This window comes from Flindersiella endophytica (genome assembly GCF_054779015.1).
Window position 1 is genome coordinate 65944 of the sequence record NZ_BAAGYY010000005.1, and the last position, 15444, is coordinate 81387.

Annotated in this window: 13 protein-coding genes; 2 read left to right on the plus strand and 11 right to left on the minus strand. The window is 68.5% G+C overall.

The features are described from left to right. Positions 1-183: 183 nt before the first annotated feature. The 10 genes from prfB to ACYVF6_RS03435 all read right to left on the minus strand — a co-directional run bounded on the left by prfB (position 184) and on the right by ACYVF6_RS03435 (position 12582). Positions 184-1302, minus strand: a complete 1119-nt coding sequence (gene prfB / locus ACYVF6_RS03390; protein WP_460515594.1) for a peptide chain release factor 2 — start codon at positions 1300-1302, stop codon at positions 184-186. A gap of 102 nt (positions 1303-1404) precedes the next feature. After that, entirely contained in the window at positions 1405-1884 is a 480-nt protein-coding gene (locus tag ACYVF6_RS03395; protein WP_460515596.1) for a pilus assembly protein TadG-related protein, read from the minus strand. Positions 1885-1892: 8 nt separating this feature from the next. Next, positions 1893-2372, minus strand: coding sequence for a TadE/TadG family type IV pilus assembly protein (locus ACYVF6_RS03400; protein ID WP_460515598.1), 480 nt, complete (start codon positions 2370-2372; stop codon positions 1893-1895). Between the two features lie 6 nt (positions 2373-2378). Beyond that, a complete protein-coding gene (locus ACYVF6_RS03405; RefSeq protein ID WP_460515600.1) occupies positions 2379-2807 on the minus strand; it encodes a TadE/TadG family type IV pilus assembly protein in 429 nt (142 codons plus the stop codon). Beyond that, positions 2807-3016, minus strand: coding sequence for a hypothetical protein (locus ACYVF6_RS03410; protein WP_460515602.1), 210 nt, complete (start codon positions 3014-3016; stop codon positions 2807-2809). Before ACYVF6_RS03410 ends, ACYVF6_RS03405 begins: the two co-directional genes overlap by 1 nt. 25 nt (positions 3017-3041) lie before the next feature. Further along, positions 3042-3974: a type II secretion system F family protein gene (locus tag ACYVF6_RS03415; RefSeq protein ID WP_460515604.1), complete on the minus strand. Its 933-nt coding sequence runs from the start codon at positions 3972-3974 to the stop codon at positions 3042-3044. Continuing rightward, a complete protein-coding gene (locus ACYVF6_RS03420; protein WP_460515606.1) occupies positions 3971-4834 on the minus strand; it encodes a type II secretion system F family protein in 864 nt (287 codons plus the stop codon). Before ACYVF6_RS03420 ends, ACYVF6_RS03415 begins: the two co-directional genes overlap by 4 nt. Next, positions 4834-6072, minus strand: coding sequence for a CpaF family protein (locus ACYVF6_RS03425; RefSeq protein ID WP_460515608.1), 1239 nt, complete (start codon positions 6070-6072; stop codon positions 4834-4836). The genes ACYVF6_RS03420 and ACYVF6_RS03425 overlap by 1 nt, the downstream gene beginning before the upstream one ends. Positions 6073-6309: 237 nt before the next feature. Beyond that, positions 6310-7497: a S1 family peptidase gene (locus tag ACYVF6_RS03430; RefSeq protein ID WP_460515610.1), complete on the minus strand. Its 1188-nt coding sequence runs from the start codon at positions 7495-7497 to the stop codon at positions 6310-6312. Positions 7498-7680: 183 nt separating this feature from the next. Beyond that, complete coding sequence (locus ACYVF6_RS03435) at positions 7681-12582, minus strand: NAD-glutamate dehydrogenase (protein ID WP_460515612.1); 4902 nt, start codon at positions 12580-12582, stop codon at positions 7681-7683. Positions 12583-12753: 171 nt separating this feature from the next. On the opposite strand from ACYVF6_RS03435, the gene ACYVF6_RS03440 reads away from it, so the two are divergent. Both ACYVF6_RS03440 and ACYVF6_RS03445 read left to right on the plus strand, forming a co-directional pair. After that, positions 12754-13242 carry a DUF2505 domain-containing protein gene (locus ACYVF6_RS03440; RefSeq protein ID WP_460515614.1) on the plus strand — a complete coding sequence of 163 codons (489 nt, stop codon included), beginning with the start codon at positions 12754-12756 and terminating at the stop codon, positions 13240-13242. 129 nt (positions 13243-13371) lie between these two features. Next, entirely contained in the window at positions 13372-13572 is a 201-nt protein-coding gene (locus tag ACYVF6_RS03445) for a hypothetical protein (RefSeq protein WP_460515616.1), read from the plus strand. Positions 13573-13775: 203 nt separating this feature from the next. Here ACYVF6_RS03445 and pruA read toward each other — a convergent pair whose 3' ends face one another. After that, positions 13776-15401, minus strand: coding sequence for an L-glutamate gamma-semialdehyde dehydrogenase (gene pruA / locus ACYVF6_RS03450; RefSeq protein ID WP_460515618.1), 1626 nt, complete (start codon positions 15399-15401; stop codon positions 13776-13778). Between the last annotated feature and the right edge of the window lie 43 nt (positions 15402-15444).

Here is a 15444-nt window from a genome sequence, read left to right on the forward strand (position 1 = left end):
ACGCGGGGCTTATGACGCTAAGTGACTGATCGCCGCCGCCAGCCCGTCGACGACGAGGGTGACCACGACCGTTTCTGCACCGATCGCGGCGGCGGCCAGCGGCATCGCCAGGATCGGGTGATCGACACCGACCGGACTCAGTACCGCGGCCAGGCAGACGGCGAAGACCGGGATGCCGGCCGGTTAGTTCTTTGGTTCGGTTTCGCCCGTTTTGCGCCAGCGGATGCCGGCCTCGATGAAGTCGTCGATCGCGCCGTCGAAGACGGCCTGCGGGTTGGACACCTCGTGCTCGGTGCGCAGATCCTTGACCATCTGATACGGATGCAGAACGTACGACCGCATCTGATCACCCCACGAGCCCGCCACGTCACCGCGCAACGCGTCGATCTTGGCCCGCTCCTCCGCCTTCTTCAACGCCAGCAGCTTCGCCTTCAGGATGTTCATCGCCGTCGCGCGGTTCTGGATCTGGCTCTTCTCGTTCTGCACCGCGACGACCACACCCGTCGGCAAGTGGGTGATCCGCACCGCGGAGTCCGTCGTGTTGACGCTCTGGCCACCCGGGCCCGACGAACGGTAGACATCGATCCGGAGCTCTTCCTCCGGCACGTCGATCTCGTCCGTCTGCTCCAGTACCGGAACCACCTCGACCCCCGCGAACGACGTCTGCCGGCGCCCCTGGTTGTCGAACGGAGAGATCCGCACCAGCCGATGGGTACCCTGCTCCACACTCAACGTGCCATAGGCATACGGCGCCTTCACCGCGAACGTCGCCGACTTGATGCCGGCCTCCTCGGCGTACGACGTGTCGTAGACCTCGCTCGGGTACTTGTGCCGCTCCGCCCACCGCAGATACATCCGCATCAACATCTCGGTGAAGTCAGCCGCGTCGACGCCACCCGCGCCCGCCCGGAGCGTGATCAACGCCTCCCGGGAGTCGTACTCACCCGACAGGAGGGTACGGACCTCCATCGCCTCGATCGACCGGCGAAGATCCGGCAACTCCTTCTCCGCCTCGGCCATCGTCTCGGCGTCGTCCTCGGCCACGCCCAGCTCGACCAGCACCGCCAGATCATCCAGCCGGCGCCGCAGCGAACCCACCCGCTCCAGCTCGTTCTGCAGCCCCGCCAGCTTGCTGGTCACCCGCTGCGCGTTCGCCTGATCCCCCCACAAGTCAGGCGCAGCAGCCTCCTCCGACAACTCACCGATCTGCTTACGCATCTTGTCCAGGTCGAGCACGCTCTCGATGCTGCGCAACGTCGCATCGAGCGCTTTCATCTCGCCGTCGAAGTCAGTACCAGCCACAGCCCACCAGCCTACGCGTAGGAACGGGCCGGCTCCGGGCGGCATAGTCGCTGGGAGCCGGAGAAAGCGCGGTCGCGGAGACTTCTCCGCGGGCTACGCCTGTCAGTTGGTCGCGAACGTCTGTGCGGTCGCGTCGCTCTCGACCGGAACCTCGGTGCGGCCGTTGGTGACGAAACCGATGATCGGCAGCTTGGCGTTGCCGTTGCAGGTGACCGTCACCTGGGTGCCGGCCCCGTTGACCGCGGCCGCGCACTGGATGCCTTCGGAGCTGGCGGCGTTGTCCGACTTGGCGATCGAGATGTAGTCGTTGACCGACTGCTGGGCCAGCTCCTGGCTGAGCTCGATCTCGTTGCCGACGCCACTTTGATAGATCTTGGTCTTGTCGAGCGCGTTGGCGGCCTCCAGCGAGGCGCCGTCGGCGAGCGAGTGCAGGCCGCGCTGGTAGACCCACAGCTGTGCGGCGTCGGTGACGACGACGAGCAGCATGATGATCGTGGTGCCGAACGCGATGATCAACGGAGAGATCGTTCCGCGCTCGCGGCCACCTCGCCTGATCCGCCTCAACCCGCGCCTGCCTCTCATTGGCCCGCTCATTGCCCCGCCTGCCGATACTCACCGTACGGCGTCCGATGGACGGTGGACACGTTGATCGAGGGTGCGTACCCACCCAGGATGCCGGTGAACGGGAGCGGGATCTGTGCCTCGACGGTCGCGACCGCGACCGAGCCGGGCTGCAGGCACCCGCCCTCACACGTCATCTTGAGCGTCCCGTCGGTGCCTGGATCGAGCTGCTGGTCCTGGAACGCGAGATTGAACGCGCGCCTGGCCGACGCCTCGGCGTCGGCGGTGTTGGCCCCCAGTGTGTAGGCCCGTCCGGCGTCGCGAGCGGCAGCCGACGTCGCGTACATCGCCCGCTGGACGTTGAAGACGCCCAGCATGATGTAGACCAGCGGCACCAGGAAGAGGATCGACAGGAACGCGAACTCCACGATCGCGTTGCCCCGCTCCCCGAGCCCGAGCCGCGCCCGGGCGCGGGCCCGGAACCGCCGCAGCACCTCGCCACCGCTCATCCAGCCTCACGCCCCCTGCGGATTGGGTTCCTGGACCGACCGCCCGGTCACGGTGAACGGAAACGCGCCGAGCCACCCCAGCCCTGGCATCCGCGCCTGGATCGTGGCCACGACCAGCCCGTTCTGCGGTGTGACGTTGACGCTGTCGATCAGGCTGCCGGAAACCACGGCCCGCGCACACTGGCTGGCCGCCTGGTCTCCCGAACCCGCGGGAGCGTTGTAGCTGGCCTCCACCCGTGCGCCCTCGTGCGCACACGCCGCCAGCGTGTTGCGCACGTACAAGAACAATCCGAACTGGAAGATCGTCACGAACAAGGGGAGGAGAACCAGCATGACCATGGCGAACTCGACCGGCGCGGCTCCACGTTGTGCGCCAGCCGAGGTCACACGCCGCCAGCACCGGATCAGGGCCGACGGCCGTCGCTGCCGGCTCATCAGCCGTTGTAGCTGTTCCTGGCCTGGTTGAGCGCCTGCTCCAGGAGGTTCCGCAGCTGCGGCCCGAGGAAGGCGAACAGCGCACCGACCACGATCAGGGACATGACCGCGATCAACGCCCAGCCAACCAGGTCTCCACGCTCACGCCGGCCCGCGGTCACCAGGCGGGTGTGCACCCACGCCGCGGCAGCCAGTGATTTGTTCGTCATAGTCCTCATCATCGCCGATCCTCTCTCACGGTGACAACGTCTGCAGTCCGATAACGCCTGGAAAGAACGCGAACAGCAAGGTAACGGGCAAAACCAGAAAAACGATCGGCACCATCATGCCAATCTCCTTCTTGCCGCCCGCCTCCATCAGCTCGCGCTTGCCGGCGTCGCGTACGTCGGCCGCCTGTGCGCGCAGGACGTCCGCCAGTGGGGTTCCGCGTTCGACGGAGATCGCGAGCCCGTCGACGAACCGGGCCAGCAGCGAGAGGTTGGTGCGGTCACCGACCGCCTCCAGCGCCTCGACAAGAGACTTGCCGGTACGCGCCTCCGCCAGGGCGTACTGGAACTCCTTGGCCAGCTCGCCCTTGCTGACCTTGGCGACCCGCTCCAGCGCGCCGATCGGGCCCTCGCCGGCGGTCACCGACAGCGCGAGCATGTCGGCGATCGTCGGGAACTCCGCGATCATCGCCTGCTCGCGCTTGACGATCTGACGGGCGAGCTGGCGGTCGCGCAGCAGTGGGCCGAGGATGAACGCGCCGACACAGACCAGCAGCAGCGGGATCGCCGAGAGCCCGCGGCTGAGCAGCCCGATCAGCGTGATCGCCAGCGCCAGCCCGAAGCAGACCGCGCCCCAGATCAGCTGCTCGACCCGGAACTCCTCCAGGGTGGTCTCGACACCCGCCTGCATCAGCCGCCGGCGGATGGCCTTGCCGCCGCCGAGCACCCGCTCCAGCGTGGTCGCGCCGGAACGGAAGTAGGGCCGCAGGATCCGCTCGAGCGTGGGGAACGGCGTGAACGTGCTGTCGGTGAAGTCGAGTCCGGCGGGGTTGACCGCGTCGCGAACGTACGGGCCGAGCCGGTCGTCGAGCTTGACCTTCCGCATCGCGGGAACGCGGACGATCAGGAAGTACAGACCGAGGCCGACGAGCACGCCCAGCAACGCACCGGTGAAGCTCATCGCAGCACCCTCTTCTCCTCCGGCAGCCGGCCGATCCGCAGCATGACGCGGTAGGCCAGGGTCATCAGGCCGACTCCGATGCCGAGCACGATGAACCCGGCGAAGGAGTTGTAGGCCGACACGAGATCAGGCTGGAACGCCATGAAGATCAGCACGGCGAACGGCGTGGCGATCGCCACCCGGGCGCCGTTGACCGTGAACGACTGGCGCGCCTCCAGCTCCGAGCGGGTACGGATGTCTTCCCGCAGGAACGCCGACAGCGTGCGCAGCAGCCGGCCGAGGTCGCTGCCACCGACCTCACGAGCGAGCCGGATCGACTCGATGATCCGGTCGCCGACCGGGTCGGCCAGGCGGTTCTTCAGTGAGTCGAGGCAGTCGTTGAACCGGCCGGTCGCGCGGTATTCCTCGGCGAAGCGCTGGAACGGCCGGCGCAGCGCGTCCGGCCCGCGGACGCCGATCTGGGTGAGAGCCTCACCGAGCGACAGGCCGGCGCGGACGCTGGAAGCGAGGTTGTCCACGACGTCGGGCCACAGCTCGCGCAGCTCCTGCCGGCGGGCGCGGGCCCGCATGCGTACGAGCAACAGCGGGATGTAGGCCGAGCCGAGCCCGAACAGCAACGCGATCGGCCAGGCCCGGGAGATCGCCAGCAGCGCGATGAAGATGGTCAGGCCGACGCCGATGCAGGCGCCCAGCAGCTGGCCGGGCGTGACGGCCTCGACACCGGCCTGCGCCAGCAGCTCCTCCAGGCGCTGGCTCACCGTCCGCGAGGCGATCTTCTCGGGCTTCGGCGAAGACTTCAGGAACGTCCGGATGATCAGGACCAGGCCCAGCCCGAAGAACAGGCCGAGGAGTATGCCCATCAGGCAGCTCCCTCAAAGCGTGGGGCAAGCAGCCGGGACAGGTCGTAGCCGATGCGCTCGAACCGGTCGGGGTGCGGCGGGTAGCCGTCGGCCCGGATCAGGCGTTCGTTGCGCAGGATGAAAATCGGCTCGAGTTCGATGACGTCGCCCTCGACCCGGCCAGGGACAGCGCAGATCTCGCGGACGCGGCGGCGTCCGCTCTCGATCAGCTGGGTGTGCACCACGATGTCGACGGCGCCGGCCACGGTCGGAACGACGAACCGTGAACCGATGTTCTCGCCGGCGAGCAGCGGAAGCGTGCACATCTTGGTGATCGCCTCACGGGCGGAGTTGGCGTGGATCGTGCACATGCCGGGCAGGCCGGAGTTGAGCGCGATCAGCAGGTCGAGGCACTCCTCGGCCCGGACCTCGCCGACGATCACCCGGCTGGGGCGCATTCGCAGCGCCTCCTTGACCAGGTTGCGCAGGCGGATCTCACCGGTGCCCTCGAGGTTGGACTGGCGGGTCTGCATCGGCACCCAGTCGGGCAGCGGCACCTTGATCTCGAAGACCTCTTCACAGCTGATCACGCGCTCGCGCGGCGGGACGGCCGCGCAGAGGCAGTTGAGCAGCGTGGTCTTGCCGGCCTGAGTGCCGCCGGCGACCAGGACGTTGAGACCCGCGACGACACAGGCCTCCAGGAACGCGGCGCCCTGAGCCGACAGCGTGCCGAGCTGCACCAGGTCTTCCAGGTGCGTGGCACGGACCACGAACTTCCGGATGTTGACGGCCCAGTGCGTGCGCGTGATGTCGGGGATCACGACGTGCAGCCGGCTGCCGTCGGGCAGCATCGCGTCGACGAACGGCGTCGAGAAGTCGATCCGGCGACCGGTGGTCTTCAGCATGCGCTCGACCAGGTCGCGTACCTCGTCGGCGGTGAGCACGGTCGTGGTGAGCTCGCTGCGCCCGCCGCGGGCGATGAACACCTTGGACGGCTCGTTGATCCAGATCTCTTCGATGCTGGGGTCGTCGAGGTATTTCTGCAGCGGGCCGAACCCGGCGATCGCGTTGAAGACCTCGCGGGCGATCTCCCTCGGGTCGCCGAGGGGAGGCAGCGTCTGAGTGAGCGTGCGCTCATCGTACCGCAAGATCGTGTCGTCGATGATCCGCCGGACGGCGTTCGGCTCTTTCAGCGGATCCAGTGCCTGCCGGCGAACCGTCTCGCGTACTTCACCGTCGATTATGTCGATGGCCGTCATCGCTTCGTTACACCCCGCACAGCTTCCACGTCACAGCCCCTTGCCCTGCTCGTCCGGACGTCAACGGGATTCACCCGCCGAGATTCTGTCACGCGACCAGCGCTGACGCGAATCCCTCGTCCACAACCACACAGATGCCCCAGGCCGGGCAATGGTTTCACTTGGACACTATTGCGTACGACCCTGTACGCGACCTGGACTCTGTTCGCTCAGCGGGCGTGGTGCGGGCTGATGGCTTTATGGCTGACCTACCCAGCGCGAGGGCGAGGTTACCTGCGTAGTGCCTCCGGGGTTGCTGGCGACGACCTGGCAGGCGATCTCCTTGCCGTCCAGGCCGGGGTCGAGGTCGAGCTTCCGCTTGGTCGCGCCGGGGATCGGCTCGTAGGACGGCCACGGGCCCTGGTAGGTGACCGTGACCCAGTGGGTCTTCACGCTCACCGGGGGCAGGCCGTTGCGCAGGCTCCACTTCGGGCTGGCGCAGCGGACCGTCCGGCCGGCCTCGACGTCGCCGGTGATCTCGGCGGCCTTGGAGGGGTAGGGCTGGCGGAGCAGGAAGGGGGCGTATGCCCATTTGCGGAACGTCGCGGCGTCGGCGAAGTACGCGGGCGAGGCCTCGCCGCACTTCTTGTTCGCGGTCTCGCCGCCGAAGCTGAACACGCCGACTAGTTCGGGCTGGCCGGCTCCGCCGGGATTGCCGTACTTGTCAGGCTTACCGGCGCCGACCACGGCGGGGCTGCCGCTGTCGAGGTAACAGCCGGTGATCGTACGCGGGCCGAGCAGGTCCTGGGCGCACATCACGGTCGCGGTGTCGACCTCGGCGGGGGTCGACCGGTGGCAGGCCTCGTTGCCGAGCGCGGACAGGTCGCCGCGGGCGAGGATGTCGTCGCGGAACGGCTTGCCGGGGGCAGCGCTGCCGGTGGTGCCGTGCGAGTACATCGAGACGACTTCTTTCGGCCGGGGACGCTGGGCGGCGATCGGGACCGGCTGGATGTCGGTGACCGGCTTGTCGAGGAAGATGACGGCGAGGTCGTTGCGCGCGCTCGCCTGGTTCGGGTCGTCGGGGCTGACCGGCGAGGGCAGGATCTTGTAGCCGGACAGGACGGAGATGCCGCTGACGCCGCGCTTCTCACCTTCGTCCTTCGACAGGACGCGGGCGTTGAGATGGACGTCGATGCCGCTGGGATCGATGCGATCGACACAGTGCCCGGCGGTGAGCACCCTGTCTGGAGCGATCAGGACGGCGCCACAGCCTGCGCGCTGGAGCAACGGGGCGTCCACGTCATACGCGAGCGTGGCGACCCAGGGCGCCTGATCCTGGTCCGGCAGCTCGGTGACGGGCTTTCCGCCAGACATCGCCAAGGCCGGAGCGGCCATCCCCACCAGCACAACCACAGCGGCGGCTGCCGCACCCGTCATCCGTTTCATGGCAGACGAACCTAATGTGCGGCGTATGCCGGATACCTCCGGAAACCCCCGGACCCACCCCTGATTACCGCCCGTCAACCCGCGCTGGGGTGGTTCGCCACGCCAGTGGGTGCTTCGCCACGTCCCGGGGCGTGGTTAACCAGCCAATTACGTGGTTAACGTGGTCATTCGCGTCCTCCGGGGTCAGCTGCCGGCGGGTAGCAGGCGGCGCACCACCTGGAGGCCCACCGAGAGCCGCGCGAGGTCGGCGACGTCGCCGTCGACGATTTCTTTGAGGGTGAGGCGGGTGCGTTCGACCAGGCCCGAGTCGTGGGCTTCCCATTTCGCCACGCGTTCTTCGGCGTTGGAGCCGCCTGCCTGGCTGGCGGTCAGGACGTTGAACGTGAGCTGGGCGTGCACGCTGTGCAGGTCGTCCCGCAGGGCGGCGCGCGCCGTGGTCTGCCACCGGTCCTCGCGGGGTAGGGCGAGGATCCGTTCCAGCAGCCGCCCGAGCTCGAGCCGCTCCCCCAGCGTGAAGTGCACCCGCGCCACATCGAGCAGCGGGTCGTCCGTGCGCCGGGAGGTCTCCACGATTCCGAGTCCGGCGTACGCGGGCTGGTGCACCGCCACCCGCATCGCCAGCTCGTCGGGCACGCCCTGCTGCAGCAGCGACGCGAGCCGGTCCTCGTACAGCGCCAGCTCGCGCCCCACCAGGACCTCCGGCAGCGTCGTGATCAGCTTGGAGAGGTCGTCGGCGAAGAACGACACCGTGCCGGCCATGTCCAAAGGCGAACGGCGGTTCTGGATCAGCCACCGCGACGCCCGCTCGGCGATCGTCCGGGTCTCCAGCCGCATCCGCACCTGAACCGCCGCGTCGATCTGATGATCGAGCCCATTGACGGCAGCGACCACCTCGTCGATGCCGAAGATCCGCCGCGCCACCGTGTGCGCCCGCGCCAGGTCGGCCGCCGAGGCACCGGTCTCGAGCGACAGCCGGTGGTAGTAGGACGTCCCAGCGACGTTGACCATCCGGTTGACCGCCTCCGTCGCGATGATCTCGCGCCGCAGAGGATGTCCCTTGATCTGCTGCGAGAAGCGCTCCCGCATCGGCTCCGGGAAGTATTCCAGCAGGTCGGCCAGCAGGTAAGGCTCGTCCGGCAGGTCGGACTGCAGCAGCTCCGACTCCAGCACGATCTTGGTGTACGCCAGCAGCACCGCGAGCTCCGGCGCTGTGAAGCCCTGCCCCTGCGCCTGCCGCTCACGCAGCTGCCGCGGGTTGGGCAGGAACTCCAGCTCCCGGTCGATGAGCCCGAGCTTCTCCAGCCGCCGGATCCACTCCGCGTGTACGTGCATCAGCGCCGGCGCCGCCGCCATGGCGTTCTGCAGCGCGATGTTCTGCGCGTAGTTGTTGCGCAGCACCAGGTCGGCGACCTCATCAGTCATCGCCGACAGCAGCTCCGCGCGCTGCTTCGCGGTCAGGTCGCCGTCGCGCACCTGCTGGTCGAGCAACACCTTGATGTTGACCTCGTGGTCGGAGCAGTCGACACCGGCGGAGTTGTCGATGAAGTCGGTCGTGATCCGCCCGCCCGCGGAGGCGTACTCGATCCGCCCCAGCTGTGTCAGGCCGAGGTTGCCGCCCTCACCGACCGCCTTCACCCGGAGATCGGCGCCGTTGACCCGCACGCTGTCGTTGGCCTTGTCGCCCACGTCCGCGTTGGATTCCGAAGCAGCCTTGACGTAGGTGCCGATGCCGCCGTTCCACAGCAGGTCGACCGGCGCCTGCAGGATCGCCCGGATCAGCTCGCTCGGCGTCAGCCGCCGCACGTTGCCCTCGATCCCGAGCGCCTCCCGCACCTCGGGCGTGATCGCGATCGCCTTGGCCGTACGCGGATAGACGCCGCCGCCGGCGGAGATGAGCGAGGTGTTGTAGTCGGCCCAGCTCGACCGCGGCAGCTCGAACAGCCGCTTGCGTTCGGAGTACGACGTCTCGGCGCTGGGCGACGGATCGAGGAAGATGTGCCGATGGTCGAACGCCGCGACCAGGAGAATGCGCGGCGACAGCAACATGCCGTTGCCGAACACGTCACCCGACATGTCGCCGACGCCGACGACCGTGAAGTCCTCGGTCTGGCAGTTGCGGCCCAGCTCGCGGAAGTGCCGCTTGACCGACTCCCACGCACCGCGCGCGGTGATGCCCATCGCCTTGTGGTCGTAGCCTTCCGACCCACCGGAGGCGAACGCGTCACCGAGCCAGAAGCCGTACGACTTCGCGACCTCGTTGGCGATGTCGGAGAACGAGGCCGTCCCCTTGTCGGCCGCGACCACGAGGTAGGTGTCGTCGCCGTCGTGCCGGACGACCTGCCGTGGCGGCACGACGTCGCCGTGGTTGAGGTTGTCGGTGATGTCGAGCATCCCCGAGATGAACGTCTTGTACGCCGACACGCCTTCGGCCAGCCAGGCTTCGCGATCCGACGGGTCGGGCAGCCGCTTGGCGTAGAAGCCGCCCTTCGCGCCGACCGGCACGATCACGGCGTTCTTGACCATCTGCGCCTTGGCCAGGCCCAGCACTTCGGTGCGGAAGTCCTCCCGGCGGTCGGACCAGCGCAGCCCACCACGCGCGACCGGCCCGAACCGCAGGTGCACGCCCTCGACCTGCGGAGAGTAGACCCAGATCTCGTACATGGGCCGCGGCTCGGGCAGCTCGGGGTTGGCGCGCGGGTCGAACTTGAACGAGACGTACGACTTGTGCTCGCCGGCCTCGTTCGGCTGGTAGTAGTTGGTACGCAACGTCGAGCGGATCAGCGTGAGGAACGAGCGAACGATCCGGTCCTGGTCGAGGCTCGCCACGCTGTCGAGCGCGTTCTCGATGCGTTCGACGACCTCGTTGCCGCGCGCCTCCCGCGTCTCGTCGCTGGCCGTGAGCGCGGGATCGAACCTGGTCTCGAACAGCTCGACCAGCAGCCGGGCCAGCTCGACGTTGGCGCAGAGCGCGTCCTCGATGTAGCTCTGGCCGAAGATCGTGCCGGTCTGGCGGAGGTATTTCGCGTACGCACGCAGGATCATCGCGTGCCGCCAGGTCATGCCGGCGCGCAGCACGAGCCCGTTGAAGCCGTCGCTCTCGGCCCGGCCGGCCCACACGGCGGCGAACGCGTCCTGGAAGTGTGTCCGCACCTGGTGGAACGGGACGCTGGACTCGGTGTCGTAGTGGAGCCCGAAGTCGTAGATCCACGCGGGTGTGCCGTCGCGGCGGACGATTTCGTACGGCCGCTCGTCGACCACCTCGACGCCCATCCGGGCCAGCCGCGGCAGCACGGTCGACAGTGACAGCGCCGATCCGGTCCGGAAGATCTTGAACCGGCGCTCGCCGGGTCCGGCGTCGACCGGCTCGTAGAGCGAGAGCGCGAAGTCGCCGTCGGGAGCGAGCTCCTCCAGCCGGCGCAGGTCGGCGACGGCGATGCGCGGCGGGAAGTCGTCCTTGTAGGCCGCGGGGAACGCGTCGGCGTAGCGCGCCCGCAGCCGGGCCGCCTCTTCCTCGCCCACCTGGTCGACCAGTGCCTCCGCGAAGTCGTCGTACCAGCTGCGGGTCGACTCGGCCAGCGCGCGTTCGAGCTCCTCGACGTCGATCTCGGGGATCGGCTTGCCCTTGGGTACGCGAACGACGAAGTGCAGCCGGGCCAGCACCGACTCGGAGAAGCGCAGCGTCCAGTCGATGCTCTCGCCGCCGTAGGCCTTCAGCAGCAGCTTCTGCAGCTTCAGGCGTACCTCGGTGGCGAAGCGGTCGCGCGGGAGGTAGACCAGCGCGGAGACGTAACGGGCGTAGTCGTCGCGGCGGACGAACAGCCGCAGCTGGCGGCGCTCCTGGAGGTAGAGGACCGACAGCGCGGTCGGCAGCAGCTCCGCGACCGAGACCTGGAAGAGCTCGTCGCGTGGGTACGTCTCGAGCAGGTCGAGCAGCGACTTGCCGGAGTGGCTGTCGGCCTCGAAGCCGGACGCACGCAGCACCTCTTCGGCCTTGCGGCGCAACACCGGGATCCGTTGCAGGCTTTCGGTGTAGGCGGCCGAGGTGAACAGGCCGAGGAACCGCCGCTCGCCGACGACGTTGCCCTCGGCGTCGAACGCCTTGATGCCGATGTAGTCGAGGTAGGCCGGACGGTGGATGGTCGAACGGGAGTTGGCCTTGGTGAGGATCAGCAGCTTCTTCTCGCGAGCCTTGGCCTGCACCTCTTCGGGAAGCCTGCTGATCGCCTTCGGCGTCTGCTGGTCGGCGCGCAGGACGCCGAGGCCGGTGCCGGGGATCGCGCGCAGCACGTCGCCCTTGCCGGTGTGCTCGAGGGAGTATGCCCGGTAGCCGACGAACGTGAAGTGGTCGGTGGCGAGCCAGTTGAGCAGCTCGCGAGCCTCGGCGATCTCGGCGTCGGGCAGGCCCGTCGGCGGGTCGGCGAGCTCTCCCACGATGTCGAGCGCCTGCTGGCGCATCTTGGGCCAGTCCTCGACGGCCTCGCGTACGTCGCTGAGCACGCGGCGGAGGTCACCGGCGATCGCCTCGAGATCGGCCGGCTCGGACTCGCGGTCGATCTCGACGTGGATCCAGGACTCCTTGATCACGTCGGGCTGGGGCTCGCCGTCCGGGTCGGGCCGGCGGTCGAGGCCGCCGAGCACCTCGATCAGCTTGCCGGTGAGGTCGCGGCGCACCACGATCTGCGGGTGGACCACGAGGTGGATGCCGCGGTTCTGCCGCGACAGCTCCATCGTCACGGAGTCGACGAGGAACGGCATGTCGTCGGTGACGACCTCGGCGACGGTGTGGCTGGTGGACCAGCCGTGCTCCTCGACCGTGGGGGTGAAGACCCGGACGGAGGCAGTGCCCTGCGGACGGTGCTGGGCGAGGCGGTAGTGGCTGCGAGCGGCGCCGTAGATGTCGACGGGATCTCGCTTGGTCAGATCATCGGCGGCTACGTGACGGTAGTACTCCGTCAGCAGGGCCTCGACTTGTCCGACCGCCAGTGCGCCAGCCGATCGGCTGTGCTCGGCGACCTTCGCCGCGTCGGCGAGGATCGCGTCCTTCGTGTCGTCCCATGTGCTGGCGGTCGTTCCAGACCCCGGCACCGAATCCGGCCCTGTCTCCGGCCCTGAAATAGGCATAGTCCTCTTGCCCCGCATGAGCTCGTCCGGCGAGACGCGCGGTCACGCCGGAGTCGCACCACTTCGTGCAACCTCATCCGACCTTAGTCTGTGTCTTGGCAGATGTCCGCCGCCGGACCGTGTTTGGATTTGCCCATGGATCTTCACCGGGAAACCACGTACGCCGCCGACCCGGAGGCCGTCTTCGCGATGCTGGTCGACGAAGACTTCCTGCGGCGCCGGGCCGAGGCTTCACATGCGCTGTCGTACGACGTCGATGTGACGTTCAACGCGGGCACGGCCACCTCGAAGGTGCGGCAGAGCCTGCCGGCCGAGGTGCCCGACTTCCTGCGCAAGCTGGTCGGCAACACCATCGAGCTGACCGAGACGATCACGTGGGAGCAGCCGGAGGGCGATCGCTCGCGAGGCGGGCGGATCGAGGTCGTGGTGGCGAACGCGCCGGTCACGCTGAAGGGGACGATCACGCTGTCGCTGGGCGGGAACGGCACCCAGCAGGTCGTTGACGCCCAGCTCAAGGCGTCGGTGCCGTTGATCGGGCGCAAGATCGAGGAGGCCGCGCAGCCGGCCGTGATCGCCGGGATCGACGGGATGAAGGAGCTCGGGCAGGAGTGGCTTCGGCGCTGAGGCTTGGCTGAGGCTTGGCTGAGGCTTTGCCTGCGCTCGGACCGGCGTGTCGGCGCGACACCGTACGGTGCTTCCTGCCACTGTCGAACCTGAGGCAGGGGAACAGGACGACTGTCCGGAGGTGCCTTGATGACTGAAACGACCACGTACGAATGCGTGACCTGCGGATCGCCGCAGGTGTTCGAGCACGTTCTCACCCTCGACGAGCGCCGCAGCGACGCCGAGGAGTGGGCCTGCACGGTTTGTGGTGCGGCCCTGTTCGTCGACCCCACGCTCGACCTCGAGGGCGCAGTGCCCTCGCAGCGCTCGTCCTCCGTCCGCGTCGCCTGAGCTGACCGGCTGATGCGGCTTCGAATCCTTCGCGCGGCCGGCAGCCACGACGCGCTGCTCGCCTGGCTCACCGCCGATCTGCCCTTACGCGGGCGGTTGGAGCACTGAGGCGAAGCCTTTACCCGGGTCACCGGTCCGCTGCCCGACAAACTGCGTTCCCCTGCCGGCGGCGCGTCGGGTGACCCGGGAGGCCAGCCGGCCCGTCAGCCCATGTGGGGGTAGCGGTAGTCCGTTGGCGCTACGAAGGTCTCCTTCAGGGAGCGGGGCGACAGCCAGCGGATGAGGTTCCACGGCGAGCCGGCCTTGTCGTTGGTGCCGCTGGCTCGCGCACCGCCGAAGGGCTGTTGGCCCACCACGGCGCCGGTCGGTTTGTCGTTGATGTAGAAGTTGCCGGCCGCGTACCGGAGGCGGTCGCTCAGGGCGGAGGCTGCCGCGCGGTCGTCGGCGATGACGGCGCCGGTGAGGGCGTACGGTGCGGCCGATTCCATCTGGGACACCACGGAGTCGAGGGCGGAGTCGTCGAAGACGTGGACCGAGAGGATCGGGCCGAAGTATTCCGTGGTGAAGATCTCGTCCGACGGGTCGCTGCCCACCAGCACTGTCGGGCGGACGAAGTAGCCCACGCTGTCGTCGCAGGTTCCGCCGGCCGCGACCTCGATCGACGAGGTGTGGGCCGCGCGGTCGAGGGCCTTCGCGTGCTTGGCGAACGCGCGGTCGTCGATCACGGCGCCCATGAAGTGCGTGAAGTCGGCGGGGTCGCCCATCGACAGCGACGAGACCTCGTCGATCAGGTCCGATCCCATCCGCGACCACACGCTGCGCGGCACGTAGGCCCGCGAGGCCGCCGAGCACTTCTGCCCGGAGTATTCGAACGCGCCCCGCACCATCGCCGTTCGCAACACCTCAGGCGACGCCGACGGGTGCGCCAGGATGAAGTCCTTGCCGCCGGTCTCGCCGACGATCCGGGGGTAGGTTCGCAGCCGGTCGAGGTTGTCGCCGACCGTGCGCCACAGGTGCCGGAACGTCGCCGTCGAGCCGGTGAAGTGGATGCCCGCCAACGCGGGCGACGCCAGAGCGACGTTGGACACCGCGATCCCGTCGCCGGGCAGCAGGTTGATCACGCCTGGCGGCAGGCCGGCCGCCTCCAGCAGGCGCATGGTGTAGTGAGCCGACAGCATCTGCGTCGGCGACGGCTTCCACAGCACGACGTTGCCGAGCATGGCCGGAGCGCAGGGCAGGTTGGCCGCGATCGCCGTGAAGTTGAACGGCGTGATGGCGTAGACGAAGCCCTCGAGCGGGCGGTAGTCGGTGCGGTTCCACACGCCCGGCGACGACAGCGGCTGCTCCGACAGGATCTGCCGTGCGAACGCGACGTTGAACCGCAGGAAGTCGATCAGCTCGCAAGCCGCGTCGATCTCGGCCTGCTGGACGGTCTTGCCCTGCCCCAGCATCGTCGAGGCGTTCAACGTGTCGCGCCACGGCCCGGCCGCCAGGTCGGCCGCGCGCAGGAAGATCGCCGCGCGGTCGTCGAACGACAGTGCCCGCCACGCCGGCGCGGCCGCCGCTGCCGCGGCGATCGCGTCGGACGCGTCGGACTCCAGCGAGTGCCGGAAGGTACCCAGGACGTGGTGGTGGTCGTGCGGCATCAGGACCTCGACCGGCTGGCCCGAGCCCATCCGCTGCTCACCGCCGATGGTGGCGGTGAGCTCGACCTGCTCGGCGGACAGCTCGGCCAGCCTGGCCGAAAGACTCGCGCGCTCATGGGTGCCGGGCGCGTAGGTCTTGACGGGCTCGTTGAAGGGTAAGGGGGTGCGGGTTACGGCATCCATCCCGACGTTGCTCCTAAGCTCGTGGCCAGATTCCCTTTTCGCG

What these genes read in the sequence shown, in the direction of transcription:
- ACYVF6_RS03395 (WP_460515596.1), bottom strand. Translation starts at nt 1,884, where the DNA reads ATGAGAGGCAGGCGCGGGTTGAGGCGGATCAGGCGAGGTGGCCGCGAG.
- ACYVF6_RS03400 (WP_460515598.1), bottom strand. Translation starts at nt 2,372, where the DNA reads ATGAGCGGTGGCGAGGTGCTGCGGCGGTTCCGGGCCCGCGCCCGGGCG.
- ACYVF6_RS03405 (WP_460515600.1), bottom strand. Translation starts at nt 2,807, where the DNA reads ATGAGCCGGCAGCGACGGCCGTCGGCCCTGATCCGGTGCTGGCGGCGT.
- ACYVF6_RS03410 (WP_460515602.1), bottom strand. Translation starts at nt 3,016, where the DNA reads ATGACGAACAAATCACTGGCTGCCGCGGCGTGGGTGCACACCCGCCTG.
- ACYVF6_RS03415 (WP_460515604.1), bottom strand. Translation starts at nt 3,974, where the DNA reads ATGAGCTTCACCGGTGCGTTGCTGGGCGTGCTCGTCGGCCTCGGTCTG.
- ACYVF6_RS03420 (WP_460515606.1), bottom strand. Translation starts at nt 4,834, where the DNA reads ATGGGCATACTCCTCGGCCTGTTCTTCGGGCTGGGCCTGGTCCTGATC.
- ACYVF6_RS03425 (WP_460515608.1), bottom strand. Translation starts at nt 6,072, where the DNA reads ATGACGGCCATCGACATAATCGACGGTGAAGTACGCGAGACGGTTCGC.
- ACYVF6_RS03430 (WP_460515610.1), bottom strand. Translation starts at nt 7,497, where the DNA reads ATGAAACGGATGACGGGTGCGGCAGCCGCCGCTGTGGTTGTGCTGGTG.
- ACYVF6_RS03440 (WP_460515614.1), top strand. Translation starts at nt 12,754, where the DNA reads ATGGATCTTCACCGGGAAACCACGTACGCCGCCGACCCGGAGGCCGTC.
- ACYVF6_RS03445 (WP_460515616.1), top strand. Translation starts at nt 13,372, where the DNA reads ATGACTGAAACGACCACGTACGAATGCGTGACCTGCGGATCGCCGCAG.
- pruA (WP_460515618.1), bottom strand. Translation starts at nt 15,401, where the DNA reads ATGGATGCCGTAACCCGCACCCCCTTACCCTTCAACGAGCCCGTCAAG.